Here is a 25,868-nt window from a genome sequence, read left to right on the forward strand (position 1 = left end):
TCGGATACGTTCCGGTATCGTGCCGCAGGTGTCAACACCCCCGGCTCCCGAGCGCCCGCGGCGACCGGGCCGCAGCGAGGTGCGCGCCACCCTGCTGGCGGCGGCCACCCGCGTCTTCGCCCGGCGCGGGATCGACGCGGCGAGCGTGGACGACGTCGCAGCCGCAGCCGGCTACACCAAGGGCGCCGTCTACTCGAACTTCACCAGCAAGGACGGCCTGGTCGCCGCCATCGTCGAGGACCACACGGCCGCCTACCTCGAGCTGGGCCTCGCGGCCGCCGCCTCGGCGGAGGGGTCGCTCGCCGAGCGGGCCCGGGCCCTCGGCGACCGCCTCGACGCCGCCTCGGCCGACGAGCGCGACTGGCACCTGCTCTTCGTCGAGCTGTGGCAGCGCGCGGTGCGCGGCGACCCGGCGGTCGAGGGCTTCCGGCACCGCCGCACGGCGATGCGCGACGCCATCGCCGCCGCCGTGCGGGAGCACGCCGAGGCGTCGGGGGCCGAGCTCGTCGTGCCGGCGGAGCACGCGGCGGTGGCGATCATGGCGCTCGCGAACGGGATGGCCCTCGAGCGCCTCGTCGCCCCCGACGACGCGCCCGACGGGCTCACCGGCGAGCTGCTGGCGGGGCTGGCGGCGTCGTTCTCCCGGCCGGTCGCCGACTGACGGGGTCGCGGTAGCAGCGATAGTCCTCGACTACCGCTCCTACCGCGACCCGCCCTGGCTCCGCACGCGGCGGGGTACGTCGGCGCTCACCCGCCCGGCGCGCCCAGCCGCCGGGCCCCCGGCCCGCCGCCGCCGAGCACGTCGCCCGGGTTCGACACGGGGCAGGTGTCGAGCGACAGGCAGCCGCAGCCGATGCAGTCGCTGAAGCGGTCGCGCAGCGCGACGAGCCGCTCGATGCGCTCGTCGAGCTCGTCGCGCCAGGCCGAGGACAACCGGGCCCAGTCCTCGCGGGTGGGCGGCCGACCGTCGGGCAGCGTGGCGAGGGCGGCCCGGATCCGCTCGAGCGAGACACCGACGCCCTGCGCGGCGCGCACGAACGCGATGACGCGCAGGGTCTCGCGGCGGTACTCCCGCCGGCCGCCCGCCGTACGACGGCTGGCGATGATCCCCAGGCCCTCGTAGTAGTGCAGCGTCGAGACGGCCACGCCCGCGCGGCGCGCGAGCTGGCCCGGCCGCAGCCACACGGTGTCCGTGGCGGCCATCACGCCTCCTCCTGCCTTGACGTCAAGTGCACTTGACGTAGTCCTCTGGAGGCCCAGTGAACACGACGAGAGGCACCCCCGCATGAGCCGCCGCCCGCTGACCGACGTCGAGCGCCGCTTCCTGGCCCACCCGCAGGGACTCGCGCGGCTGGCGACCGTGGACGCGGCGGGGCTGCCGCACGTCGTACCGACCGTGTGGCGCTGGGACGCCGCCTCCGGGGACCTGCTGCTGACCGGGCGCGACCTCGCCCGCACCGTCCGCGCGCGCAACGTGGCCGCCCACCCGTTCGCCGCGGCGGTCGTCGACGGCGTCGCCGACGGGCCGGGCTGGCAGCCGTGGGCGCTGGCGGTGCGGGGGCCGGCGCGGTACGACGAGGGGGTCGCCGCCATCCGGCTCACCCCGCTCGACGTGACGTCGTGGGGGCTGGAGGCGTGGGAGGCGACCCTGCCCGCCGCCGGCTGAGCGGTCCCCCGGCGGGCTAGCCCCCGAGCCCGTGGCGGTGCGCCCAGACGACGGTCTGCACGCGGTCGCGGGTGCCGATCTTCGTCATCGCGCGGCCGAGGTGGGACTTCACGGTGGTCGTCTCGACGACGAGCTCCGCGGCGATCTCGGCGTTGGACAGGCCCCGGGCGAGCAGGCGCACGACCTCGGTCTCGCGCTCGGTGAGCGCGTCGGCGAGGGCCGGCTCGAGCGCGGGCGCGCTGCGGCGCCGCGCGAACTCCTCGATGACCCGCCGCGTGATCCCGCCCTGCAGCAGCCCCTCGCCGGCGGCGAGCCGGCGTACCGCGTCGACCAGCTCCTCGGGCTCGCAGTCCTTGAGCACGAACCCGCTGGCCCCGGCCTCGAGCGCGCCGAACACGTAGTCGTCGAGGTCGAACGTCGTCACGACGAGCACCGGGGGCGCGGCGTCGCCGTGCTCGTCGCGGATCGCGCGGGTGGCGGCGAGGCCGTCGCCGCCGGGCATGCGCACGTCCATGCACACGACGTCGGGGCGGGTACGACGGACTGCGGCCACCGCCTCGGGGCCCGACGACGCCTCGCCGACGACCTCGAGGTCGGGGTGCTCGGAGAGGATCACCCGGAACCCGGCGCGCACCACGGCCTGGTCGTCGACGAGCAGCACCCGGATCACGCCGTCTCCCCCTCGGTCTCGTCGCCGTCGGTCCCGACCCCGGCGGGGAGCTCGGCGCGCACCCGCCATCCTCCGGCGGCCGTCGGACCGGTGTCGAGCCGGCCCCCGACGAGCTGCACGCGCTCGCGCATGCCGAGGAGCCCGACGCCGGGGGTGGTGCGGTCCCCCGCGGGGTCGCCGCCGCGCTCGGCGCCCGGCTCGTTCGTCACCGCCACGACCAGGCGGTCCTCCTGGCCGACGAGCTCGACGACGACGGGGGCGCCCGGAGCGTGCTGGCGGGCGTTGGTGAGCGCCTCCTGCACGAGCCGGTAGGCGGTGACGTCCGCGAGCGGGTCGAGCCCGGCGGCGCGGCCCTCCCGGCGCACCTCCACCTGCGTGCCGAGCGACCGGGCGTCGGCCACGAGCTCGTCCAGCACCGCCAGTCCGGGCACGGGGCCGCCGTCCTCGGCGGTCGCCGGGTCGCGCAGCACGCCGACGAGCATCCGCAGGTCCTCCAGCGTGCGGCGGCCCTGGGCGCGGATGGCGAGCAGGCCCTCCTTCACCGCGGCGGGGTCGCGGTCGACGAGGCGGGACGCGGCCGTCGCCTGCACCACCATGCCGGAGAGGTGGTGGGCGGCGATGTCGTGGATCTCGCGGGCCATCCGGGTCCGCACGCCGGCGACGGCGGAGCGCAGCCGCTCCTCCTGCGAGGCCTGGGCCTCCAGCGCGCGGCGCCGCACCACCTCGACGTACCGGCGCCGGGTGCGCACGTTCGAGCCCGCCAGCGCGGACGCCCCGTAGGCCAGCGCCCCGCCGACCACCCCGGCCAGGCCCAGGCCGAGGGCGCCGGCGGGGGCCGTCACCGCCACCGAGCCCACCAGCTCGACGAGCACCGCGAGCCCGACCGCGCCCGCCGCCGCCCGCCCGGGCAGCACCGTCGCCGCGGCGTAGGCCGCCAGCAGGGGGGCCGCGCCCCGCACCCCGGACTCCGCCGGGGTGACCGCGACGACGGCCACCTGCACCGCGGCGACGAGCAGCAGGCAGGTCACCGGGTGGGTACGCCGCAGCGCCAGCGGCAGGCACTGCCCGACGCTGAGGGCGGTCAGCGCGACGACGACGCCGGGCCCGACGCCGGCCCCGTCCCCCGCGGCGCCCAGCAGCAGCACCGGCGGGAGCACGACGGCCGTGGCGACCGCGACGAGCGCCGCGAGCAGCACGTCCCGCTGCGACGCCCGGGTGAGGCCACGCGCGGTCAGCCAGGCGTCGAGCCGTGCGACGCGGGTGGGCGGTGCCGGGACGGCGGGGCTGGTCATGGGTCCTCCGTGCTCGGGGTCGTCACGAACCTAGTGCTCGCGCCGGGTGCTCGTGCTGGGCGCTCGCGCCGGGTGCTCGCGCCGGGTGCTCAGTAGCTGATGTCGGGCGACAGGAGGCGCAGCGTGACCGCGGCCCACCCGGTGCCGGCGAGGGCGAGGGCCACGACCGCTGCGGCGACCACGCGGCGTACCCCCTCCCGGTGCCGCACGGCCAGCGCGACCCGCGCCACGGCCGGCACGACGGCGAGCAGGCCGACGACCTGGAGGGCCTGCAGCGACCGGATGACCAGCGGGGACGGGGTCTGGAAGGTCATGACGCCGGCGACGAGGAGCACCCAGCCGACGAGGGCGGCCACGGTCGCGGTCACGCCGACGCGCACCAGCGTCTGCAGCACGCGCGTCGTGCGGTCGGGGCGGACGGAGCGGTCGGCCCGGTCGGCCTCGGCCGGGTCGCGGCGCCGGCGCACCCACCGCACGGGCGCCAGCACGAGGCCGCCCAGCAGGGTCGCGACGAGGACGGCGGTCGAGGCGCCGACGACGGGCACCACGACGGCGGCCGAGCGGTGCGCCGGCACGGGCAGCAGCGTGAACGCCGAGTCGTAGCCGACGGCCTCGACCTCGCCGCCGACGGCGCGGGCCGCGATGGTGCTGCTGCCGCCGACCTCGCGCCACGTCCAGTCGCCGACCGGCTCGTAGCGCGCGGGCTCCGCCGCGTTGGGTCCCGGCGTGATGAGGACGCGCCCGTCGTCCTCGGCCTCGATCGTCGTCTGGCCGGTCGCGAACGCCGCGGCGAGGAAGTTGCTGCGGATGGTGCGCGAGGTCTCGTAGGTGCCCGCCAGCGCCGCCGCCTGGTCGTCGGCGTCGCCGGTGGCCGCGGCGGCCGGCTCGTCGCCCGGGTGGTAGCGGTCGGCGAACCCCTCCAGCAGCCCGTTGCGCAGGTCGACGGTCGACAGGGCGTCGCTGCCCGAGCCGTTCATCGTCACGAAGATGCCCGACCCCTCGTCGGGCCACAGGGCCAGGTCGGAGTGGAAGACGTTCGTGTCGCCGCCGTGCTCGACGACGCGGTGCCCGCCGCGGCTGCGGTCGAACCAGCCGAGCGTCATGCGGGGTCCGGCCGCGAGTCCGCCGAGGGCGTCCTCGTCGAGGCCGGGGGCGAACATCCGGTCGCGCGTCGCCGGGGCCAGCAGCGCGGGTTCCTCGCCGAGCTGGGCGAGCATGAAGCGCGCCATGTCGTCCGCCGAGCTCGTCAGCGCGCCGGCGGGCGGCGTGCCGACGGTCTCGAACTCCACGGGCGGCGCGGTGGCGTCGGCGTACCCCGCGGCCAGGCGGTCGGCCAGCGGCTCCGGCAGCGGCTGGGCGAAGGACGAGGAGGTCATCCCGGCCGGCGCGAGCACCTCGTCGGCGACGTACTGCTCGAAGGGCCGCCCGTCGACCTCCTCGACGACGAGGCCGGCCAGCGCGTTGCCGTAGTTGGAGTACGCCGGCACGGTGCCGGGCTCGTAGACCTGCTCGGGCGGGTCGGTCGTGAGGGTCTCGCGCAGGTCGACGGTCTCGCCGGGCCCGCGGATGAGGCCGGCGACCTTCTCCTCGAACCCGCCGGTGTGGGTCAGCAGGTGGCGCAGCGTGACGGGGCGCTCGAGGTCGACGTCGACGTACTCGCCGACGTCGGTGTCGAGGTCGACGGCCCCGTCCTCCACCAGCTGCATGACGGCGGTCGCGGTGAAGACCTTCGAGACCGAGCCGACGCGGAAGAGGGTGTCGGCCGGGTCGACGGGCTCCCCCGCCTCGCGGTCGGCCCAGCCGAAGCCGCGGGTGGTGACGACCTCCCCGTCGTGCACGACGGCGACGCTCGCGCCGGGGATGCCCTCGCGCTCGAGGGCCGCGGGCAGGTAGCCGTCGAGCCACGCGTCGACGTCGGCGGTGGTCAGGGGGTGGGGTACGGCGGCGCTCCCCGCCGCCGCGGAGGCGGCGGGTGCGCCGGGGGTGGCGGCGGGGGCGGTCGTGCCCCCGCACGCGGTGAGGGCCAGCAGCGTGCCGGCGGCGAACGTCGCGGCGAGGCCGCGGGGGATGCGGGGGATGCGGGAGGTGTCCATGCCCCCAGGCTCGGCCGCGGGCGGGGTCCGCCACATCGTGCGCGGGTGCGGACCCGCCCTCCTCCGGAGGTTGTAGACGCGGGTGGCCGCAGGTCGCGAGCGGGCCTCGGCCGGGGCGCTGGTTGCCGTGGCCGTGGGCGGGGAAGGAGCATCCGCCATGCGCAGAGCCCTCCCCTCCGCCTCCCTCGCCCTCCTGCTCCTCCTCGCCCCCGCCGGGCTGGCGGCACCCCCGCCCGCGGCGGCCGGGGGTACGGCGACCGCGGCCGCCGCGGAGCCCGACGACCCCGGGAGCCTGGCCCTCGTGCTGGACTCGTCGGGGTCGATGGCGGAGCCGGCGGGCGGTGGCGGCGGGTCGCGGATCGAGGCCGCACGCTCGGCGCTGACGACGGTGGTCGACGGGCTGCCCGACGACCAGGCGGTGTCGTTCCGGGTCTTCGGCGCGAGCGACGTGCCGGAGGGCGACCCGGCGGCGTGCACCGACTCGGAGCGGATCGTCGACCGGGGCACCGACAACCGGGACGACCTGCGGGCGGCGATCGCGGCGTACGAGCCCGTCGGGTGGACCCCGACGGGGTACGCACTGCAGCAGGCGGCCGACGACCTCGGCCCGGAGGGGCCGCGCACCATCCTGCTGGTCTCGGACGGCGAGTCCACCTGCGACCCCGACCCGTGCGTGGTGGCCGCCGAGCTCGCGGCCGACGGCATCGACCTGCGCATCGACGTGGTCGGGCTCGACGTCAGCGGCAGCGCGCGGGACCAGCTGGCCTGCGTCGCCGAGGCCGGCGGGGGCACCTACGTGGACGCCGACGACGCCGACAGCATCACCGAGGGCCTGCGCGACGCCGCGGTGCGCGCCAGCCGGCCGTTCGACCTGACGGGCGAGCCCGTCGAGGGCACGGTCGACGTCGCGGGGGCGCCGACCGTGGGGACGGGGCAGTACCTCGACCGCTTCCGTGGCGCCGGCGAGCAGTTCTACCTGCTGGAGCGCGCCGCACCGGGCACGACGTTCCACGTCGGACTGACGCTCGTCGGCGAGGGCGGGTCCAGCGGCTCGGGCGGCGGTCTGGCCCTGGCGCCGCTGCGGGAGGACGGCACGGCGGGGGTGCCGTGCGACACGGGGTCGGCGTTCGACTCGAGCATCGGGGAGCAGCGACCCGTCTTCTACGCCTCGGCCGACTCGGGCCGCGACCCCGACGCGGAGTGCGCGACGGCCGACCGGCTCGTGCTGACGGTGCGGGAGGCGCAGGCCAACGTCGGGCAGGGGGCGGCGTTCGAGCTGGCGGTCTACGAGGAGCCGCCGCTGGCCGACCCGGCGGAAGCGACCGGCGAGCCGCTGCCCGACCCCGCCTGGTCGCCGCTGGAGCCCGGCGCGGCCGACGACTCCGTCGTGCCGGGCACGAGCCTGTCGAGCGCGCCCGTGGTCGGCGACGGCAGCTACGCGCTGGACATCAACGCGGGCGAGACCCAGGTGCTCGCCGTTCCGCTGGACTGGGGCCAGCACGTGCAGGCGCAGCTCGACGCGACGCTGACGGGGCCGGTCATGGAGGCCGCCGCGATCGGCAGCCAGTTGCGGGTCTCCTTCATCGGGCCGCTGCGCGACGCCGCGTCGGCGGACCTCACCGGCTCCGACGCCCCGGCGGACTGGACGACCGGGGCGCTGGCCAACCTCACCGATCCGGCGTACCGCACCGGCGCCCTCAGCCGCACCGTCGCCTATCCGCAGCGGTTCGCGTTCGGCCCCGAGAAGGGGTCGTCGGTCGCGGGGCTGCGGTACGTCGCGGTGAACCTCGCCGTGCGCGGCGACGAGGCCAACCAGCCGTACACGTTGACCATCCGCACCGGCGGCACGGCGGGCGAGGGGACGCCGGAGTACGAGGAGGTCGACGGCCTCGAGCCGCCCGCCGCCGACTCGGCGCTCGTGTCCTCGGCCGTCGGGGAGTCGCAGCCGGAGGACGGCGAGGCCTCGGACGGGTCGGGCTCGTCGGGGTCGTCGGACGGGTCGTCCGCCGACGCTGGCGTGTCGGTGGTCGGGATCGGCGCGGGCGTGGCGGTGCTCGTGGTGCTCGCCGTGCTGGTCGTGGGCGGGCTGCTGCTGGTACGACGGCGCGCCCGCCGGTGAGCCGACCGGCGTCAGGCGGTCGCGCGGCGGCCGGCGGGCAGGGGGAGCACGCGGACCAGGACCGGTACGGCGACCGCCACCACGACGACGTGCATCACCATGAGGGCGGCCACCGCGCCCCAGCTCACGCCCGGCATGTCGCCGGCGACGCCGAGCAGCACGTCGGGGACCAGCGTGACGGCGAGGACGACCGGGACGAGCACCCGGAGCACGCGGCGCGGGTTGCGCGTCCGCGCCCGAACGAGCGCCCAGCCCACGGCGCTGACGACCACGCCGATAACGGACCAGGTGACGACGGGCCCCGCCTGCAGGGGGACGAAGTCGTCGGACGCGCCGAGCGCGCGGGCCACGGCGGCGACGGCGAGGTTCGCGAGCGCCGCGACGACAGCGGCGGACAGGATCCCGACGGCGACGCGGACGGGCGTGCCCGCGCCGGCAGCGGCGGGTGGGGCGACAGGTGAGGTCATCGAACGCTCCGGTGCTGGTGGGGGCCGTCGGGAGGCGGTCCCTCCCGCCCGGTCCACGCTAGGCCCCGCACGGCCGTTCGCGGCGCGTCGCGTGGCGGCGGGTTGACGCGGCGGTCGCCCGCGCCGTGGACCGCTCGCCTAGCCTCGGCGACGAGCACCTCGTCGACACCTCGACGACGGGCCACCAGCCGAGGAGCACCCCATGACCAGCCTGCCGCCGGACCTCGTCGAGATGCTGCGCGGCCGCGCCCTGTGCTTCGTGACGACCCTGATGCCCGACGGCTCGCCGGTCACCACCGAGACCTGGGTCGACACCGACGGTGAGCACGTCGTCGTCAACACGGTGACCACGCACCAGAAGTCGCGCAACATCGCCCGCGACCCGCGCGTCGCCGTCGCGATCGCCGACCCCGACCAGCCGGCGCGCTACTGGGGCGTCCGTGGCCGGGTGGTCGCCACGACCACCGAGGGCGGCGACGCGCACATCGACCAGCTGTCGCAGCGCTACCTCGGGCGGCCCTACCCCGGCTTCGGCGGCGCCGGCTCGCGGCTGATCGTCACCATCGCCGCCGACCGGGTGCACTCGCCGCAGCGCTGAGCACCACGGAGGCGCCCCCCGCGCTCACTGCGCCATGTCGACGAAGCGCGAGTAGTGGCCCTGGAACGCCACGACGATGTCGCGGGTGGGCCCGTTGCGGTGCTTGGCGATGATGAGGTCGGCCTCGCCGGGGCGGGTCGACTCCTTCTCGTAGACGTCGTCGCGGTGCAGCAGCACGACCATGTCGGCGTCCTGCTCGATCGAGCCCGACTCGCGCAGGTCGCTGACCATGGGGCGCTTGTCGGAGCGCTGCTCGGAACCACGGTTGAGCTGCGACAGCGCGATGACCGGCACCTCGAGCTCCTTGGCCAGCAGCTTGATCTGCCGGGAGAACTCCGAGACCTCGAGCTGGCGGCTCTCGACCTTCTTGCCCGAGCTCATCAGCTGCAGGTAGTCGATGACGACGAGGCGCAGGTCGTGCTTCTGCTTGAGCCGCCGCGCCTTCGCGCGGATCTCCATCATCGTCAGGTTCGGGCTGTCGTCGATGAAGATCGGCGCGCTCGACACCTCGCCCATCTTCTTCGCGAGCTTCGCCCAGTCGTCGTCGGTCATCTGGCCGTTGCGGATGTGGTTCAGCGGCACCCGCGCCTCGGCCGAGAGCAGGCGCATCGTGATCTCGGCCCGGTTCATCTCCAGGCTGAAGAAGACGCTGGTGAGGTTGTTGTGGATGGACGCGGCGCGGCAGAAGTCCAGCGCCAGCGTGGACTTACCCATGGCGGGTCGCGCGGCGATGATGATCATCTGCCCGGCGTGCAGGCCGTTGGTCAGCTCGTCGAAGTCCACGAAGCCGGTGGGCACGCCGTACACCCCGCCGTCGCGGTTGCCGATCGCCTCGATCTCGTCGAGGACGCCCTCCATGATGTCGGCCAACGGCGCGTAGTCCTCGCTCGCCCGCTTCTCCGTGATCTTGAAGATCTCGGCCTGCGCGGTGTCGACGATGTCGTCGACCTGGCCCTCGCCCGAGTACCCCAGCTGCACCACCTTGGTGCCGGCCTCGACGAGGCGCCGCAGGATCGCCTTCTCCCGCACGATCTCCGCGTAGTACCCCGCGTTCGCCGCGATCGGCACGTTCGCCGAGAGCGTGTGCAGGTACGGCGCGCCCCCCACCCGCTGCAGCTCGCCCTTGCGGTGCAGCTCGGCGGCGACGGTCACGGGGTCCGCGGGCTCGCCGCGGCCGTAGAGGTCGATGATCGCGTCGAAGACGATCTCGTGGGCCGGCCGGTAGAAGTCGGTGCCCTTGATGGACTCGACGACGTCGGCGATCGCGTCCTTGCTCAGCAGCATCGACCCGAGCACCGACTGCTCTGCGGCGTTGTCCTGCGGCGGGGTCCGGTCGCCGGGTCGCGAGGGGGCCTCGCCGGGGCTGTACGACGACGGCCCGTCGCCCCACTCCTCGGGCGGCGGGGCGCCGTAGTCCTGGTCTCGCTGCGTGACGCTCACGGCTCCCCTTCCTGGCGCGTTCCCCGTCGACGTCCGACCCCGAGACGAGGCTAGGACCGGCCATCGACAGTCTTGGCTGGCGACCGGGAGAGGCCCGACCGTACGCGCCCGGAGGGGGCTCGCGACACCACCTTCTCCACAGCCCCTGGGGATAACTGGGGAAAGTCCGTGGAGGACGCGGCGTGGCGGTCCTCCCCGCCTGGGGAGAACCCCGTGGAGAAGCGCGCCGCGGCTAGTTGCCAATGCTCTGACCTGGTGAAACGCAGTCTCAGACCTGTGGAGCAAAACTTGTGCCCTGTGGATTCGCGATCGCCGTCCCCCGGGCCCGGACCACCCGCCCACGAGGCCTCCCACACGGGGATATGCACAGGTTGTCCCCAATACAAGCACCGGGGCCGGGATGTCCACCGAACCGGCGAATCTTGTCCCAAGCACTAGAGTGCGGACGGTGCTCGGCCCCCGCGATCGCGAGATCCTCCGCCTCGCCGTCCCGGCCTTCCTGGCCCTCGTCGCCGAGCCCCTCTTCCTGCTCTCCGACGCCGCGATCGTCGGCCACGTCGGCACGGCCGAGCTCGCCGGCGTCGGCATCGCCTCCGTCGTCCTGCAGACCTTCGTCGGCGTGTGCGTCTTCCTCGCCTACGGCACCACCGCGGCCGTCGCGCGCCACCTCGGCGCCGGCGACCTGCGCCGCGCGCTGGCCCAGGGCATCGACGGCATCTGGCTCGCCGTCGCCATCGGCGTCGTCGTCACCGTCGTCGGCATCCCCCTGGCCGGCCCCCTCGTCGGGCTCTTCGGCGCCGGGGCGGAGGTCAGCGGCCACGCCACGACGTACCTCCGGATCTCCCTGCTCGGCGCCGCCCCCCTGCTCGTCATGCTCGCCGCGACCGGCGTGCTCCGCGGGCTGCAGGACGTGCGCACCCCGCTCGTCGTCGCCGTCCTCGGCAACGGGCTCAACATCGTGCTCAACCTGCTCCTCGTGTACGGCGCCGGCCCCGTCCCCGCGCTCGGCGTCGCCGGCTCCGCCACCGGGTCCGTCCTCGCCCAGCTCGCCAGCGCCGCCGTGCTCGCCGCCGTCGTGGCCCGGGGCGCCCGGCGCCACGGGGCGCCGCTGGGCCCCGACCTGCCGGGGATCCGCGCGGCCGGGCGGTCCGGCGTACCCCTCGTCGTGCGCACCCTCACCCTGCGCGCCGCGCTGCTCGTCACGACGTACGCCGCCACCCTCGCCGCGACCCAGGGCTCCGGCAGCGCCGTCACGCTCGCGACCCACCAGCTCGCCTTCACGCTGTGGACGTTCCTGGCCTTCGTGCTCGACGCCATCGCCATCGCCGCCCAGGCGCTCACCGGCCGGTCGCTGGGCGCCGGCGACCTCGAGGACACCCGCGCCACCACCCGGCGGATGGTGCAGTGGGGCATCGGCAGCGGGGTCGTCACCGGTGCGCTGCTCGCCGCCTCGAGCCCGTGGCTCGGCGCGCTGTTCACCCCCGACACCGGCGTGCACGACCTGCTGGTGCCCGTCCTGCTCGTCATCGCCGTCGGTCAGCCACTGGCCGGGGTGGTGTTCGTGCTCGACGGCGTCCTCATCGGCGCCGGCGACGGGCGCTACCTCGCGTGGGGTGGCGTCGTCGTGCTCGCGGTCTACGCCCCGGTCGTCCTCGTGCTCGCGCACGTGGCGAGCCACCTCGTCGTGATCTGGGCGGCCCTCGCGTTCGTGTTCATGGGCGCCCGCGGCGTCGTGCTGGTACGGCGCGCCCGCACCGACGCGTGGATGGTCACCGGCGCCCCCGCGCGCTGACCCCGACCGGCTCGCCCACCGCGCCGCCCCGTAGTCCCTGACGTTCTCGACGCGACATGCCGGTCCAGGGCGTCGGAAAGGGTCCGGGACCAACCGGCCGCGGCGACACCCCGCCGTACCCCGGCGGCGCCGGGCGTCTCCTGCGGTGCTGATGTCTCCTGCGGTGCTGGAGCGTCTGGATGCACCGCAGACCGCGTGTGCAGTAGACCGGACACCGCGTTACACGGGGCGGGCCGCCACATCCCCCGGGCGCGGGCGGCCGGCGACCACGCCCCGGAGAACGCGGAACGGGCCGCCCTCCCGCAGGAGGACGGCCCGTCCGGAGCCGGTGACGAGGGGACTCGTCAGGCGGGCTGCACGTTCAGCGACACGGCGGCGGAGACGTCGTCGTGGAGCTTGACCGACACGGCGTGGGCGCCGAGCGACTTGATCGGGTTGGTGACCACGATCGTGCGCTTGTCGACGGGCTCGCCCGTCGTGCCCTTGATGGCGTCGGCGATCTCGGCGACCGTGACGGCGCCGAAGAGGCGACCGCCCTGGCCCGAGCGGACCTTGACGTCCACCGTGGTGCCCTCGAGCTTGCCCTTGATCTCCTCGGCGTGCGCCTGGTCGCGCACGGCACGGGAGGCACGGGCCGCCTTGATGGACTCGACGGTCTTCTCCGCACCACGCGTCCACGCGATGGCGACACCGCGGGGCACGAGGTAGTTGCGGCCGTAGCCCGGCTTCACGTCGACGACGTCACCGGCAGCGCCGAGACCGTCGACTTCCTGGGTCAGGATGAGCTTCATGTTGTTTCCGACTCTCCTTCTCAGCGACCGGCCGACGAGTACGGCAGCAGGGCGACCTCGCGGGCGTTCTTGATCGCCATGGCGATCTTGCGCTGCTCCTGGACGCTGACGCCCGTGACGCGGCGCGCACGGATCTTGCCGCGGTCGGAGATGAACTTCCGCAGCAGGTTGACGTCCTTGTAGTCGATGTACGTGACGCCCGCAGCCTTGAGGGGGTTCTGCTTCTTCTTGGGCTTGCGGATGACTGGCTTCGCCATTGTGGTGCTCCTCTAGTCAGAGCCCGGCCGAGGCCGGAATGGGATGGTGGAACAGGTTTGTCAGACGGTCCCGAGGACCGCCGTTGGGTGAGCCGAGGCTCGCGAGGAGGGTCAGAACGGGGGCTCGTCGCCACCGACGCCGGGGGCACCCCACGGGTCGGCCGACTGGCCGCCGCGCGAACCGCCACCCTGCGAGGGCGCGGGCGAGGCCCACGGGTCGTCGGAGGCTGGGCCGGACGAGCGCTGCGGCCCGCCCTGGTCGAAGCCCCCGCCGCCACCGGCACCGCCGCCGCTGTTGCCGCCCCCACCGAAGCCGCCGCCACCGCCACCGCCGGAGCGGGTGGCGCGGGCGACCTTGGCAGTCGCGAACTTCAGCGACGGACCGACCTCCTCGACCTCGATCTCGAAGACGGTGCGCTTCTCGCCCTCACGGGTCTCGTAGCTCCGCGCCTTCAGGCGACCCTGGACGACGACACGCATGCCGCGCTGCAGCGACTCGGCGACGTTCTCCGCCGCCTGGCGCCACACCGAGCACGAGAGGAACAGCGCTTCGCCGTCCTCCCAGTCGTTGGTCTGGCGGTTGAACGTGCGCGGCGTCGACGCGATCCGGAAGTTCGCCACGGCCGCACCCGAGGGGGTGAAGCGCAGCTCCGGGTCGTCGACCATGTTGCCGACCACGGTGATGACGGTCTCGCCTGCCATGTCAGGTCTCCTCGTGAAGTCTCAGCCCGTCGGGCCGCCCTGCGGTGTCGCGGGGCCTAGCGCCGGGGTCGTGCCACATCGTCGCCCGTGGCGACCCCGCGGCGCGACCCCTACTTCCCTGCTTGTGGAAGGACGCTCAGCCGCGGATGTCGGGGCGGATGACCTTGGTCCGGAGGATCGACTCGTTCAGACCGAGCTGACGGTCGAGCTCCTTCACCGTCGCCGGCTCAGCCTGGAGGCTGATGACGACGTAGATGCCCTCGGCGTTCTTCTTGATCTCGTAGGCCAGGCGACGCCGGCCCCACACGTCGACGTTCTCGACGGTGCCGCCGTCCTTGCGGACGACGTTCTCGAGGTACTTGTCGAGCGACGGGGCGACCGTCCGCTCCTCGAGGCTGGGGTCGAGGATGACCATCACTTCGTATGCACGCACAGCGGTCTCCACCTCCTCTGGACTAGGCGACCACGGTCTCTCCGTGGCAGGAGGGCTCTGCGTCCACCCCCTCGCCGGCTCGCACGGGTACGACGCCGGCAGCGTGGGTGGGTGTCCTCGCCGTACCCCGTCGGTCGGGGCCGCACGAAAGACCCCTGAAGATAGCAGCGCCGCGCCTCGAACGCCGAAATCCCTCCACCGGTGGTCCCCGCCGGCCGCGGCGGGATTGCGCCGGGCCGCCTCGGGGCAGGACGCGGGCCATGACCGACGAGACCACCGTGCCCGCCCGCCACGTCGACATCCGCCTCGACGGCGTCGAGATCGACGGGCGGCTGTTCGCCTACCCGGTCCTGCTGGAGGACCTGGCGCAGATCTTCACCACCGAGCCGTTCGACATCCCCCCGTCGAAGCGCAACCGCGGCTCGTGGTGGTGGCGGGCCGAGGGCGTCGCCGCCGGGACGAGGGACGAGGTGCACGCCGAGAGCCTCCGGTTCACCGTCGACGAGGTGGACCGGGAGGTGCTGATCGAGGGCGTGCCGTTCGGCGAGGAGTTCGGACCCACGGGCCCGACCTACCCCAGCCGGGACTTCGGCACCGGCTTCGTCATGGTGCACCGCTCGGACCCCGGGCCCGACCAGCACGTGCGCGAGGTGATCGTCGAGCAGAAGGTGCCGCGCCGGCGGGCAGCCCCGAGGAAGAAGGCGCCGGCCCCCGCCGCACCCCCCACACCCCCCGCCGTCGTGGGCTTCGCCGACCTCAACCTGAAGCTCGCGGTCGTGCAGGTCCTCATGTACGAGAAGGGGCTGCTGACCCCCCGGTTCGTCGTGGACGACTTCGTCGACACCTGCGAGCGGGAGATCGACCTCGTCACGGAGGGCCACGAGCCCATCCCCGAGGTGCTCGCGCACTTCGCCGCGCTCGAGATCCCCGAGGAGCTGCTCGCCGAGGTGGACGAGATCTACATGGACGGCGGCAACGACGTCTACCTGCAGGTCGCGCCGCAGTGGGACGGCGAGAGCAGCGCGTTCGACGTGCGGCGGTGGGACGACCTCGACCGGCTCCCCGCTCTTCGCTCCGTCACCGTCATGGGCGGGGACGAGGCGACGCTGGCCCTGCTGCGCGACCGCGGCATCGACGCCCAGCCGCTGTAGCCGCGCGGCCCCGCCGCCTGCCCGCCGCCCGCCCCCCGCCGTCGGCGCCCGTCCCTACGATGACGGGCATGAGTGCGCACCCCACCGACCTCGTCATCGGCGCCCACGTGGACCAGGCGGACCCCATCGCCGAGGCCCAGGCGCGCCGGGCCCCGGTCGTGCAGATGTTCCTCGGCGACCCGCAGAGCTACAAGGGGCCGGTCGTGGCCTACGCGGGTGGCGCGTCGGCCCTGCGCGACGCGGCCGCGGCGGCGGGCGTCGGCATCTACGTGCACGCGCCGTACGTCGTGAACGTGGCGACGACGAACAACCGCATCCGCATCCCGAGCCGCAAGCTCCTGCAGCAGCACGTCGACGCCGCGGCCGAGATCGGCGCGCTCGGCCTCGTCGTCCACGGCGGCCACGTCGGGAAGGACGACGACCCCGCCAAGGGCTTCGACAACTGGCGCAAGGCGGTCGAGGCGACCGACCTCAAGGTGCCGCTGCTCATCGAGAACACGGCCGGCGGGGAGAACGCGATGACGCGCTACCTCGACCGCATCCGCGGGGTGTGGGACGCGATCGGCTCCGCCGAGGGCGCCGACCGCGTCGGCTTCTGCCTCGACACCTGCCACGCCCACGCCGGCGGCAACGCCCTCGAGACCGTCGTCGACGACGTGCTGGCCATCACCGGGCGCATCGACCTGGTGCACGCCAACGACTCCCGCGACGAGTTCGACTCCGGCGCCGACCGCCACGCCAACTTCGGCGCGGGCCGCATCGACCCCGACCTGCTGGCCGCCGTCGTGCGCGACGCCGGGGCCCCGGTCGTCTGCGAGACCCCCGGCGGCGCCGACGCGCACGTCGCCGACTTCGCCTGGCTCCGCGAGCGCCTCCCGGCCCGCGGCTGACCGGGTCCCCGGGTTTGCCCCCGCCGCACCGCGGGCACCACACGTCCGGCCGGGGACCCGAGCGTCACGGGGGACCGCTCGGGCCCCCGGCCCACCACGCCCGGCCCCCCGGCCCCTGCCCCGGGCCCCCCGCCGTACCGCCCCCCGCCCGGTAGCCTCGCCCCCGTGACGACGACTCCCTCCCCCCGCCCGGACCCCCGCCCGGAGCACCTGCCGGAGTCGCCCCGAGGACCGCTGACCGTGCGCACCGTGACGGCGGACGAGCACCGGGCGTTCCTCGCCACCCGGCGCTCCGCCAGCTTCCTGCAGACCCCCGGGTGGGGCGCGGTGAAGGCGGAGTGGCGCCACGAGTCGATCGGCTGGTTCGACGGCGACGCCCTCGTCGGCGCGGCCCTGGTGCTCTACCGCCAGGTCCCGCGGCTGAAGCGCTACCTCGCCTACCTGCCCGAGGGCCCGGTCGTCACCTACGACGACGGCGACCTCGCCGGCTGGCTGGCGCCCATGACCCGCCACCTGCGCGGCCAGGGCGCCTTCGGCATCCGCATCGGCCCGCCGGTCGTCGTCAACCGCTGGGACACCGCGACCGTCAAGGCCGGCATCGCCGACGAGTCCGTGACCCGCCTCGGTGCGCTGCCGCCCACGCAGCGCGAGCCCGGCGGCGCGACGGTGGTCTCCCAGCTGCTGGAGCTGGGGTGGCAGCGCCTCACCGCCGAGGGCGGCTTCTCCGCGGGCCAGCCGGCGTTCAACTTCCAGGTGCCGCTGCGCACCGCCGACGGCACGGCCCGCACCGAGGCCGAGGTGCTGGCCGGCATGAACCAGCTGTGGCGGCGCAACATCAAGAAGGCCGACAAGGCCGGCGTGGAGGTCACGACCGCGACCGACGACGCGGCGCTCGAGGCCTTCCACGCCCTCTACGTCCACACCGCCGAGCGCGACCACTTCACCCCCCGTCCGCTCGCCTACTTCCGCACGATGCGCGACGCGCTGAACGCGGAGGCGCCCGACCGCTTCACGTTCTTCCTCGCCCACCACGAGGGCGACCTCGTCGCCGCGACGATCGCGATCCGGGTGGGCGCGCACTACTGGTACTCGTACGGCGCGTCGTCGACGGAGAAGCGCGACGTGCGCGGCTCCAACGCCGTGCAGTGGGCCATGGTGCGGGCGGCGCTGGCGGCGGACTGCGACGTCTACGACCTGCGGGGCATCACCGAGACCCTCGACACCGACGACGCCCACGTGGGTCTCATCCAGTTCAAGGTGGGCACCGGGGGCGAGGCGGTGGAGTACGCCGGTGAGTGGGACCTCCCGGTCAACCGCCTGCTCTACCGCGCGTTCGACCTCTACATGCGGCGCCGGGGCTGAGGAGGAACCATGAGTCTGGTCCTGACCGTCGACGGCGAGCGCTGGCGCTCCCACCTGCGGGGCTTCGCCGAGCGCCACCCGGGCCTCGTGCCCGTCGCCAAGGGCAACGGCTACGGCTTCGGCCTCGGCCGGCTGGCCCGCAAGGCCGCGTGGCTGGGCGTCGACACGCTGTCCGTGGGCACGTACGACGAGCTCGGCGAGGTCGCGAACCGCTTCGACGGCTCACTGCTCGTCCTCACCCCGTGGCGCCCGTTCGGTGCGGCCCTCGACCTGGCGCCGGGCAGCCCGCTGACCCGCCGCGTCATCCACACCGTCAGCCGCGTCGAGGACCTCGAGGCGCTCCTCGCCCGTGACCCCGACGCCCGCTTCGTGCTGGAGCGCACCACCTCGATGCTGCGCCACGGGCTCTCCGCCCGCGACCTGCGCGCCGCCGGGGCCCTGCTCGCCGCCCGCGGCGGGCTGCGCGAGCAGCTGCGCGGCGTGGCGCTGCACCTGCCGCTCGCGCAGGGCTCCCACCTGGGCGAGGTGCGCCGCCTCATGACCGACGTCGTCGCCGCCGACCTCGCCACCACGACCGTGTGGGTCAGCCACCTCTCGGAGGCCGAGCAAGGCGAGCTCGCCGCGGCGTACCCCGACTTCACCTTCCGCCCGCGCACCGGCACCGGCCTGTGGCTCGGCGACCGCAGCGCGCTGCGGGTGACCTCCACCGTGCTCGACGTGCACCCGGTGGAGCGGGGCGAGGTCTTCGGCTACCGCGGCCGCTCCGCGCCGAAGCCCGGCACGATCCTCGTCGTCTCGGGCGGCACCGCGCACGGCATCGGGCTCGAGGCGCCCAGCGGCGACCTGTCGCTGCGCTCGCGGGCGGCGACGCTGGCCCGGGGCGGGCTCGACGCGGTCGGCTTCGTGCGCTCGCCGTTCTCGATCGACGGCAAGCAGCGCCTCTTCGCCGAGCCGCCCCACATGCAGGCCTCGATGCTGTTCCTGCCCGCCGGCGCCACCGTCCCCGCGGTGGGTGACCTGCTCGACGTACGGGTGCGCTACACGACCACGTCGTTCGACGACGTGGTCATCTCCTGACGTTCGCGGCCGCCGGCCGGGCGGGGGCGAGCACGTCGTACGACGGCATGACCACGTCGCGCACGACGAGCCCGGCGAGCGCGACCAGCGCCCCGAACCGCACCAGGCCGAGCACCACGAGCGGGCCCGCCGCCGGCTCCGAGCCCGAGTCGAGGTAGCCCGCCGCGGTCCACCACAGCACCAGGGCGTGGACGATCTCGACGACCTGCCAGGCCAGGAGCGGCAGGAGGCGCGGCAGCGCCAGCACGGCCAGCGGCAGCACCGCGAGGCCCGCGGTCGGCCCCGCGCCGAGGAGCGCGACGGCGACGGCCACGAGCACGAGCGCCAGCTGCTCCGGGCGGGCCGGGCGCGGGGCGCGCCGCTCGACGAGGAGCACCGCCGCGGTCCACAGCGCGAGCACGACGAGGGCGACGGGCACGTACGCCGGCAGCTCGCGGCCGACCGTCTGCTCGACGGCGAAGCGCAGCGAGCCCGGCGTCGCGGGACCCACCAGGGTCTCGACCCAGCCGGCCCGCCAGGCGTCGGGACCGCCCACCACGGCGCTCAGCGTCACGCCCAGCCACACCAGCGCGGCCGCGCCGGCGGTCCGCAGGGCGGCCGGGGTCGCGCCGCGTCGAGCCCGCGCGGCCACGACCGCGAGCAGCACGAGCCCGGCCGACCAGGTCACCGTCAGGCCGAGCCCCAGGAGCGCCCCGGCCACCAGCGCACGCCCGCGCCCGGCGGCGACGAGCCCGCCCACGGCCAGGGCGACGCCCACGAGGTCGACGTCGGCGAGCCCGGTGACGAGCAGCAGGGGCGCCGCGGCGACGAGCACGCCGTCCCACGGGCGCTCGGCCCGGTGGCGGGCCATCGCGACCACGAGCACGAGGGCGGCGAGCGCCACGAGCACGGCCGCGGGCAGCAGCACCCGGCCCGCCTCGGCGCGCACGTCGTCGTCGCGCGGCAGGTCGGCGGTCGGCACCAGGCTCCGTCGGTCCGTCACCGCCGGGTCGGTCGGGGCGACCAGGGCGCCGAGCACCCCGCGGAGGTACGTCGCGCCCACGAGCACGTGACCGGCGCCCGCGGAGTGGCGGGCCCCGTCGTCGACGTCGCCCACCGCGTCGTCGTACGGCGCCGCTCCCTCCGCGGCGCCGCTCGCGACGTACGCGCCGGGGAGCGCCGAGAAGCAGGACGCCTCGGTCCAGGTGGTGCCCGCGCCGGACCACCCCGGGTCGGGGCAGTCGGCGCGTGCCACGAGCCCGAGCACGACGCTCAGCACCGCGAGCACCCCCGCGACCGCGAGCGGCACCCAGCGCGTGGCCCGCGCGTGGACACCGGCGGGCCCGCCCAGCACCTCGCTGAGGGCCGCGGCTGCCGGGTCCTCCTGCGTGGGTACGGCGACGCGCCTCACCGCCGCGTCACCGGCCCGGGCAGGCCGTCACGGACGACCGGTGCCGGCGCCGGCGCCGCCGCCCCTGCCCTGGCCCTGGCCGGCTCCGCCCGTCTGGGGTGCGGTCGGCGTCGGGCTGGGGCTCGGGATGATCGGGGGCTCCTCGACGGGCGGCTCCGGCGTCGGGGTCGGGGTCGGGGTGGGCGTGGGGGTCGGGGTGGGCGTCTGCGTGGGGGCCGGGGCGCTCGTCGACGGCGCGGAGGTCGCGTCGTCGTCATCGTCGTCGCCGCCACCACCACCGGAGCCGGACCCGCCGCCCCCGTTGCCGCTGCCGCTGCCGTTCCCGCTACCGCTGCTGGACTCGCCCGAGTCGGAGTCGACGTCGCCGTCGAGGAACGCCGGCTCCGGGAAGTCGAGCTCCTCGGAGTCGCCGAGCGCGCGGTCCATGACCTCGGTCCACGTGCGGGCCGGGAAGGCGCCGCCGAAGTACTGCGGCAGCCAGTCCTGCAGCTGCTCGCGCCCCGTGCCGCGGGTGTAGGCCACCGCCGTCGCCAGCTGCGGGGTGTAGCCGACGAACCAGGACGACGACACCTCGCCGCGGTCGTTGGTCGCCGTACCGGTCTTGGCGGCGGCCGGGCGGCCGAGCTCGAGCGCCGCGGTGCCCGAGCCGTCCTGCACGACCTGCTGCAGGGCGTAGGAGGTGTCGGCCGCGACGTCGGAGGAGATGGCGCGCTGCGGGTCGGACTCCCACTCGTACTTCACGGCGCCGAAGCGGTCCGTCACCTTCTGCACGACGTGGACGTCCTGCTGGACACCGTCGTTGGCGATCGTGGCGTAGGCCGCGGCCATGTTGATGGGGCTGACGTCGCCCGAGCCCAGCGAGACGCCGAGGTTGGTGTCGAGACCGCGCGAGGTGCTCGGGATGCCGTACTCGCTGCCCCCGTTGCCGGGGATGCCGAGGCGCCCGGCGGCGTCGAGGATGAGGCCGGGGCCCTCCTCCATCTGCTCCGTCATGTCGACGAAGGCGGTGTTGATCGAGTTCTGCGTCGCGGTGCGCAGGCTGACGGCGCTGCCGTAGTCGGTGTCGCCCTGGTTCTCGACCTCGCTGCCGTCCGGGGTCTCGTACGGCGAGTTGCCGTCGAAGGTGTCGCGCAGCGAGAAGCCGTACTCGAGCGCCGCGGCGACCGCGAAGGCCTTGAACGTCGAACCGGGCTGCACCAGCGAGGCGGCCCAGTTGATCTCGGACTGCAGGTAGTCCTGGCCCGCGTAGAACCCGCGCAGCGCGCCCGTGCTCGGCTCGACCATCGCCACGCCGACGTGCAGCTCCTCGTTGGAGAAGCCCTCGGGGAACTCCTCGGCCACGCCCTCGCGCGCCGCCTTCATCGCGCTGCCGGAGAACGTGGTCTCGACGCGCAGGCCGCCGCCGTCGATCTCGTCCTCGGTGAAGCCGAGCTGCACCAGCTCGTCGCGCACCAGGCGGAGCATGTGGCCCTTCTCCCCGCCGTACGAGTCCGACTGCTCGCCGTCGGAGAACGCCGGCAGCGCCTCGGCGGCCGCGTCGGCCTCGGCCGCGTCGACCTCGCCCTCCTCGGCCATGCCGTCGAGCACGTAGCGGTAGCGGCCGAGCAGGCGCTCCTCGGCCTCGGGTCCGTTGGCCGGGTCGAAGGCCGTCGGGTTGTTGATGACCGAGGCCAGCACCGCGGCCTGCTGCAGCGTCAGGTTGTTCGCGTTGGCCTCGGGCCCGAAGAACGCCCGGGCCGCCGCCTGCACGCCGTACGCGCCGCGGCCGAAGTAGATGGTGTTGAGGTAGCCCTCGAGCACCTCCTCCTTGCTCAGCTGGCGCTGGATCTTCAGCGACAGGATCGCCTCCTTCGCCTTGCGGCTCAGGGTGCGCTCCTGGGTGAGGTAGAGGATCTTCACGTACTGCTGGGTGATGGTGGAGGCGCCCTGCGTCGAGCCGCCGGAGGCGTTGGAGAACGCGGCGCGCACGATGCCCTTGGGGTCGATGCCCCGGTTGGTCCAGAACGAGCGGTCCTCGGCCGCGACGACCGCGTCGCGCATGTACTCCGACATGTCGTCGAAGGGCACCGACTCGCGGTTCTGCGTCGCGAACGACCCGATCTCCGCACCCCCGCCGGTGTAGTAGATCTTCGTCGTCTGGGTCTGGAAGTCCTCATTCGGGTCGGGGATGTCCGTGGTCTGGTAGAGCACCACGAACGCGCCGACGCCGATGAGCGCCAGCGCCAGACCGACCGTGGTCGCCCACAGCAGCGCGCGCTTCCACCAGGCGCGCTTCGCCTTCGGGTCACCGGACCGGGTGGCGCGTCCGGCGCCGCGGTCCCGGGTGGCCGCGGTGCCGTCCGCGCGACGCTTTCCAGCCATCTGGGGAGCCTCCTGCAGGTGGGGGGCCGGTGCGGGGGCACCGGGCAAACCTGACCCAGGGTACGCATCCGCCGCCACGGCGCCCCCGGAACCGGTACGGCGCACGCCCCGGCGGGCCCCGCAGGGGGGTGCTCGGACACGTGACGGACGTCGCCGGCACACCGGGGGTTCACTTACCCGGATATATCGCTACGATAGATCGCGTGGCACGTCGCGCGGAGACCATCGAGCTAGCAGTCCTCGGACTGCTGCACGAGGCACCCATGCACGGCTACGAGCTGCGCAAGCGCCTCAACCTCATGCTGGGCTGGGGACGCCTGCTGTCGTACGGATCGCTCTACCCCGCCCTCAAGCGCCTCGTGCGTGCGGGCCTCATCACCGAGACGACGGTGTCGACGACCCCGGTCACCCGACGCCCGCGCATCGTCTACGAGGTCACCGAGGACGGGAAGCTCGAGTTCAAGCGGATGATGTCCGACTCCGGGCCGGCGGCCTGGGAGGACGACACGTTCGACATCCGCTTCGCCTTCTTCAGCCGCACGGACATGGAGATCCGCCTGCGCGTGCTGGAGGGGCGCCGTACGCGGCTGCAGGAGCGGCTGGACCGTGTCCAGTCCGACCTCAGCCGCACGCAGAAGGAGGTCGACCGGTACGCCGTGGAGCTGCAGCGCCACGGGGTCGAGTCGGTCGAGCGCGAGGTCCGCTGGCTGTCGGACCTGATCGACGCCGAGCGGGGCCGTCCCGCCGACGACGCACCTCCGGGCGACCAGCCGAGCACGGCCTGAGCGGCTCGTGCACGTCCCGATGTGATCCCACCACCAGACCTGTCCATTCAGGAAGATCAGTAAGGAGAGCCCCATGGGTTCGGTTCGAGTAGCGATCGTCGGCGTCGGCAACTGCGCCACGTCGCTGGTCCAGGGCGTCGAGTACTACAAGGACGCCGACCCCTCCGGCTCCGTGCCGGGGCTCATGCACGTCGTCTTCGGTGACTACCACGTCGCCGACGTGGAGTTCGTCGCCGCGTTCGACGTCGACGCCAAGAAGGTCGGCTTCGACCTCGCCGAGGCCACGCAGGCCAGCGAGAACAACACGATCAAGATCTGCGACGTGCCGCCCACCGGCATCACCGTGCAGCGCGGCCCGACGTTCGACGGTCTCGGCAAGTACTACCGCGAGACCATCGAGGAGTCGGACGCCGAGCCGGTCGACGTCGTCCAGGTCCTCAAGGACACCGGCGCCGACGTGCTCGTCTCCTACCTCCCCGTGGGCTCGGAGCAGGCCGACAAGTTCTACGCCCAGTGCGCGATCGACGCCGGCGTGGCCTTCGTCAACGCCCTCCCCGTCTTCATCGCCTCCGACCCCGAGTGGGCCGAGAAGTTCAAGGTCGCGGGCGTCCCGATCGTCGGCGACGACATCAAGAGCCAGGTCGGCGCCACCATCACGCACCGCGTGATGGCGAAGCTGTTCGAGGACCGCGGCGTCACGCTGGACCGCACCTACCAGCTCAACGTCGGCGGCAACATGGACTTCAAGAACATGCTCGAGCGCGAGCGCCTGGAGTCGAAGAAGGTCAGCAAGACGCAGGCCGTCACCTCGAACCTCACCGGTTCGCTCTCGGGCAAGGTGCACGACAAGAACGTGCACATCGGCCCGTCGGACTACGTGGCGTGGCTCGACGACCGCAAGTGGGCGTACGTGCGCCTCGAGGGTCGCGCCTTCGGCGACGCCCCCATCAACCTGGAGTACAAGCTCGAGGTGTGGGACTCGCCGAACTCGGCCGGCATCATCATCGACGCCATCCGCGCCGCGAAGATCGCCAAGGACCGCGGCATCGGCGGCCCGATCATCTCCGCGTCGTCGTACCTCATGAAGTCCCCGCCGGTGCAGCTGCCGGACGACGAGGGCCGTCGTCGCGTCGAGGCCTTCATCCGCGGCGAGGAGTGAGCGCGCTGGTCACCCGGCCGGCCTGAGGCCGGTCACCCGTCGTACGACGAGCGCCCCGTGGGTCCTGGACCCGCGGGGCGCTCGTCGCGTCCGCGCGTGCGTCAGGAGGTGGGGACCGGCGACCACTCGAAGGCCTGGACCACGACGAAGCCCGGGCCCTGGAAGACGTACTGCAGCGCCTCGCCCGTGCCGCCGCGCAGCATCGAGCGGGCGTTCATGCTGTTCTTCACGCCGGGCTCGAGGTTGGCCGACCAGCAGACCGCGGCGTCGGAGTCGACGTACACCGGTCCCTGCGAGCAGTCGAGCACGGTGACGAGGCCGACCGCGTTGATCGCGACCGTGCCGGTGCCGCCGATCGTGGTGTTGAAGAGGCCGGCGCCCATCATGCCGGCGCCCTTGGTGCGGTTGATGTCCCACTGCAGCGTGGCGTCGAAGGCGAGCAGGTTGCGGGCGTTGATCGAGATGCCCTCGTTCTCGAGGTGCATGAGGTTGACGTAGCCGGCCTGCTCGGCGAAGTAGACGACGCCCTGGCCCGAGACACGCATGAGCGCGAGGTTCTCGCTGGTCAGCACCTTCTTCGCGAGCTTGCCGATGCTGCCCGAGCCCTCGTGGTCGAAGCTGATGTTGCCCTGGTAGGCGATCATCGAGCCCTTCGCCGCCAGGACGTCCGGGCCGAGGCCCACCCGCAGGGTCTGGGCGTTCTGCAGCAGGAATCGCTCGTTGCTCTGCTTGGGCAGGTTGTCCTGCGCGAAGAGTTCGCTTCTCATGGGGGCAACTGTGCCCGATCACGCGCCTGCCCGGCACGCGATCGGCTCAGGCGCGTGCCGGGCAGGGCGGGTGGAGCGGGCCTCGACGGGAGGCGGGCGGCGCGTCAGGCGCGCTCGGCCTCCTTCTTGATGGCGGCGAGGGTGCGCGCCATGCCGGTGCGCAGCTCCTCGGTGAACTGCGGGACGCCGCCGAGCACGCGGGTGGTGAGGCCGATCGACAGCTTCGAGATGCCGTCGGGCGTCTCGCGCCGGTGCACCAGGCGGGTGCCGCCCTCGTGGGGGACCAGGCGGTAGGACCAGATGGTGCGGTTCTCCGCGACCCGGAACGCGATCTCGCGCTGGGGGTCGAAGCGCACGACCTTGGCGCGCGTGGGCCACACGAGCAGACCGCGGTGGTTGAGGTTGATCATCGTGGCCCCGAGGCGGACACCGCCGGGCACGAACGTGCGCACGACCTGCGGGCTCCACTCCGCCATGCGCGGCAGGTCGGAGACGAGCGCCCAGACCTGCGCGGGGCTGGCGTCGATGTCGGTCGTGGCCTCGAGCTCGGTCGAGGTGGACTGCTGCTGGGTCACGGGGGCTCCGCTCGTCGGCGGCGCACGCCGG

General features: G+C 74.3%; 25 protein-coding genes. 11 read left to right on the forward strand and 14 right to left on the reverse strand.

The window, feature by feature from the left end:
- Window positions 1-28: 28 nt before the first annotated feature.
- On the forward strand, window positions 29-661 hold the full coding sequence (locus INN71_RS07080; RefSeq protein WP_277500089.1) for a TetR/AcrR family transcriptional regulator: 633 nt from the start codon (window positions 29-31) through the stop codon (window positions 659-661).
- A gap of 86 nt (window positions 662-747) precedes the next feature.
- Here INN71_RS07080 and soxR read toward each other — a convergent pair whose 3' ends face one another.
- A complete protein-coding gene (gene soxR / locus INN71_RS07085; RefSeq protein WP_301799998.1) occupies window positions 748-1,203 on the reverse strand; it encodes a redox-sensitive transcriptional activator SoxR in 456 nt (151 codons plus the stop codon).
- Between the two features lie 82 nt (window positions 1,204-1,285).
- Between soxR and INN71_RS07090 the strand changes: the two genes are divergently transcribed.
- Window positions 1,286-1,666 carry a pyridoxamine 5'-phosphate oxidase family protein gene (locus INN71_RS07090; protein ID WP_301799999.1) on the forward strand — a complete coding sequence of 127 codons (381 nt, stop codon included), beginning with the start codon at window positions 1,286-1,288 and terminating at the stop codon, window positions 1,664-1,666.
- A gap of 16 nt (window positions 1,667-1,682) precedes the next feature.
- Here INN71_RS07090 and INN71_RS07095 read toward each other — a convergent pair whose 3' ends face one another.
- From INN71_RS07095 to INN71_RS07105, 3 genes are all read right to left on the reverse strand, one after another.
- Complete coding sequence (locus INN71_RS07095) at window positions 1,683-2,336, reverse strand: response regulator transcription factor (RefSeq protein ID WP_277500086.1); 654 nt, start codon at window positions 2,334-2,336, stop codon at window positions 1,683-1,685.
- Window positions 2,333-3,628: a sensor histidine kinase gene (locus INN71_RS07100; RefSeq protein WP_277500085.1), complete on the reverse strand. Its 1,296-nt coding sequence runs from the start codon at window positions 3,626-3,628 to the stop codon at window positions 2,333-2,335. The genes INN71_RS07095 and INN71_RS07100 overlap by 4 nt, the downstream gene beginning before the upstream one ends.
- Window positions 3,629-3,717: 89 nt before the next feature.
- The gene (locus INN71_RS07105; protein ID WP_277500084.1) at window positions 3,718-5,721 is read right to left on the reverse strand and encodes a serine hydrolase; all 2,004 of its coding nucleotides are present in this window, start codon (window positions 5,719-5,721) and stop codon (window positions 3,718-3,720) included.
- A 157-nt stretch (window positions 5,722-5,878) separates the two neighbouring features.
- Between INN71_RS07105 and INN71_RS07110 the strand changes: the two genes are divergently transcribed.
- On the forward strand, window positions 5,879-7,840 hold the full coding sequence (locus INN71_RS07110) for a VWA domain-containing protein (RefSeq protein ID WP_277500083.1): 1,962 nt from the start codon (window positions 5,879-5,881) through the stop codon (window positions 7,838-7,840).
- 11 nt (window positions 7,841-7,851) lie between these two features.
- Here INN71_RS07110 and INN71_RS07115 read toward each other — a convergent pair whose 3' ends face one another.
- Window positions 7,852-8,307, reverse strand: coding sequence for a DUF6069 family protein (locus INN71_RS07115; protein ID WP_277500082.1), 456 nt, complete (start codon window positions 8,305-8,307; stop codon window positions 7,852-7,854).
- Window positions 8,308-8,509: 202 nt separating this feature from the next.
- On the opposite strand from INN71_RS07115, the gene INN71_RS07120 reads away from it, so the two are divergent.
- Window positions 8,510-8,905 (forward strand): PPOX class F420-dependent oxidoreductase, encoded by a 396-nt coding sequence (locus tag INN71_RS07120; RefSeq protein WP_277500081.1) that lies wholly within the window; start codon window positions 8,510-8,512, stop codon window positions 8,903-8,905.
- Window positions 8,906-8,929: 24 nt separating this feature from the next.
- Here INN71_RS07120 and dnaB read toward each other — a convergent pair whose 3' ends face one another.
- Complete coding sequence (gene dnaB, locus INN71_RS07125) at window positions 8,930-10,345, reverse strand: replicative DNA helicase (protein WP_277500080.1); 1,416 nt, start codon at window positions 10,343-10,345, stop codon at window positions 8,930-8,932.
- Window positions 10,346-10,793: 448 nt separating this feature from the next.
- On the opposite strand from dnaB, the gene INN71_RS07130 reads away from it, so the two are divergent.
- Window positions 10,794-12,137, forward strand: coding sequence for an MATE family efflux transporter (locus INN71_RS07130; RefSeq protein ID WP_277500079.1), 1,344 nt, complete (start codon window positions 10,794-10,796; stop codon window positions 12,135-12,137).
- 344 nt (window positions 12,138-12,481) lie between these two features.
- On the opposite strand, the gene rplI is transcribed toward INN71_RS07130, so the two are convergent.
- The 4 genes from rplI to rpsF all read right to left on the reverse strand — a co-directional run bounded on the left by rplI (window position 12,482) and on the right by rpsF (window position 14,320).
- Window positions 12,482-12,928, reverse strand: coding sequence for a 50S ribosomal protein L9 (gene rplI / locus INN71_RS07135; protein ID WP_277500078.1), 447 nt, complete (start codon window positions 12,926-12,928; stop codon window positions 12,482-12,484).
- A 20-nt stretch (window positions 12,929-12,948) separates the two neighbouring features.
- The gene (rpsR, locus tag INN71_RS07140) at window positions 12,949-13,185 is read right to left on the reverse strand and encodes a 30S ribosomal protein S18 (RefSeq protein WP_277500077.1); all 237 of its coding nucleotides are present in this window, start codon (window positions 13,183-13,185) and stop codon (window positions 12,949-12,951) included.
- Between the two features lie 111 nt (window positions 13,186-13,296).
- Window positions 13,297-13,887 carry a single-stranded DNA-binding protein gene (locus INN71_RS07145; protein ID WP_277500075.1) on the reverse strand — a complete coding sequence of 197 codons (591 nt, stop codon included), beginning with the start codon at window positions 13,885-13,887 and terminating at the stop codon, window positions 13,297-13,299.
- 136 nt (window positions 13,888-14,023) lie between these two features.
- Window positions 14,024-14,320: a 30S ribosomal protein S6 gene (gene rpsF / locus INN71_RS07150; RefSeq protein ID WP_277500074.1), complete on the reverse strand. Its 297-nt coding sequence runs from the start codon at window positions 14,318-14,320 to the stop codon at window positions 14,024-14,026.
- A gap of 260 nt (window positions 14,321-14,580) precedes the next feature.
- On the opposite strand from rpsF, the gene INN71_RS07155 reads away from it, so the two are divergent.
- The 4 genes from INN71_RS07155 (at window position 14,581) to INN71_RS07170 (ending at window position 18,800) form a co-directional block, all read left to right on the forward strand.
- Entirely contained in the window at window positions 14,581-15,471 is an 891-nt protein-coding gene (locus tag INN71_RS07155; RefSeq protein WP_277500073.1) for a hypothetical protein, read from the forward strand.
- 68 nt (window positions 15,472-15,539) lie between these two features.
- Entirely contained in the window at window positions 15,540-16,361 is an 822-nt protein-coding gene (locus INN71_RS07160) for a deoxyribonuclease IV (protein WP_277500072.1), read from the forward strand.
- Window positions 16,362-16,595: 234 nt separating this feature from the next.
- Window positions 16,596-17,723 carry a peptidoglycan bridge formation glycyltransferase FemA/FemB family protein gene (locus INN71_RS07165; protein ID WP_301800026.1) on the forward strand — a complete coding sequence of 376 codons (1,128 nt, stop codon included), beginning with the start codon at window positions 16,596-16,598 and terminating at the stop codon, window positions 17,721-17,723.
- Between the two features lie 9 nt (window positions 17,724-17,732).
- The gene (locus INN71_RS07170) at window positions 17,733-18,800 is read left to right on the forward strand and encodes an alanine racemase (RefSeq protein WP_301800001.1); all 1,068 of its coding nucleotides are present in this window, start codon (window positions 17,733-17,735) and stop codon (window positions 18,798-18,800) included.
- Here the strand turns inward: INN71_RS07170 and INN71_RS07175 are convergent.
- Entirely contained in the window at window positions 18,790-20,190 is a 1,401-nt protein-coding gene (locus tag INN71_RS07175) for a glycosyltransferase 87 family protein (protein ID WP_277500070.1), read from the reverse strand. The genes INN71_RS07170 and INN71_RS07175 overlap by 11 nt on opposite strands.
- Before the next feature lie 27 nt (window positions 20,191-20,217).
- Entirely contained in the window at window positions 20,218-22,551 is a 2,334-nt protein-coding gene (locus INN71_RS07180) for a transglycosylase domain-containing protein (protein WP_277500069.1), read from the reverse strand.
- Window positions 22,552-22,754: 203 nt separating this feature from the next.
- Between INN71_RS07180 and INN71_RS07185 the strand changes: the two genes are divergently transcribed.
- Both INN71_RS07185 and INN71_RS07190 read left to right on the forward strand, forming a co-directional pair.
- A complete protein-coding gene (locus INN71_RS07185) occupies window positions 22,755-23,336 on the forward strand; it encodes a PadR family transcriptional regulator (protein ID WP_277500068.1) in 582 nt (193 codons plus the stop codon).
- A 73-nt stretch (window positions 23,337-23,409) separates the two neighbouring features.
- Complete coding sequence (locus tag INN71_RS07190; RefSeq protein ID WP_277500067.1) at window positions 23,410-24,495, forward strand: inositol-3-phosphate synthase; 1,086 nt, start codon at window positions 23,410-23,412, stop codon at window positions 24,493-24,495.
- 101 nt (window positions 24,496-24,596) lie between these two features.
- On the opposite strand, the gene INN71_RS07195 is transcribed toward INN71_RS07190, so the two are convergent.
- Both INN71_RS07195 and INN71_RS07200 read right to left on the reverse strand, forming a co-directional pair.
- Complete coding sequence (locus INN71_RS07195; RefSeq protein ID WP_277500066.1) at window positions 24,597-25,262, reverse strand: AIM24 family protein; 666 nt, start codon at window positions 25,260-25,262, stop codon at window positions 24,597-24,599.
- A 104-nt stretch (window positions 25,263-25,366) separates the two neighbouring features.
- Window positions 25,367-25,837: an SRPBCC family protein gene (locus INN71_RS07200; RefSeq protein WP_277500065.1), complete on the reverse strand. Its 471-nt coding sequence runs from the start codon at window positions 25,835-25,837 to the stop codon at window positions 25,367-25,369.
- Window positions 25,838-25,868: the final 31 nt, after the last annotated feature.

Source organism: Nocardioides sp. ChNu-153, from assembly GCF_030466625.1.
GTDB lineage: Bacteria > Actinomycetota > Actinomycetes > Propionibacteriales > Nocardioidaceae > Nocardioides.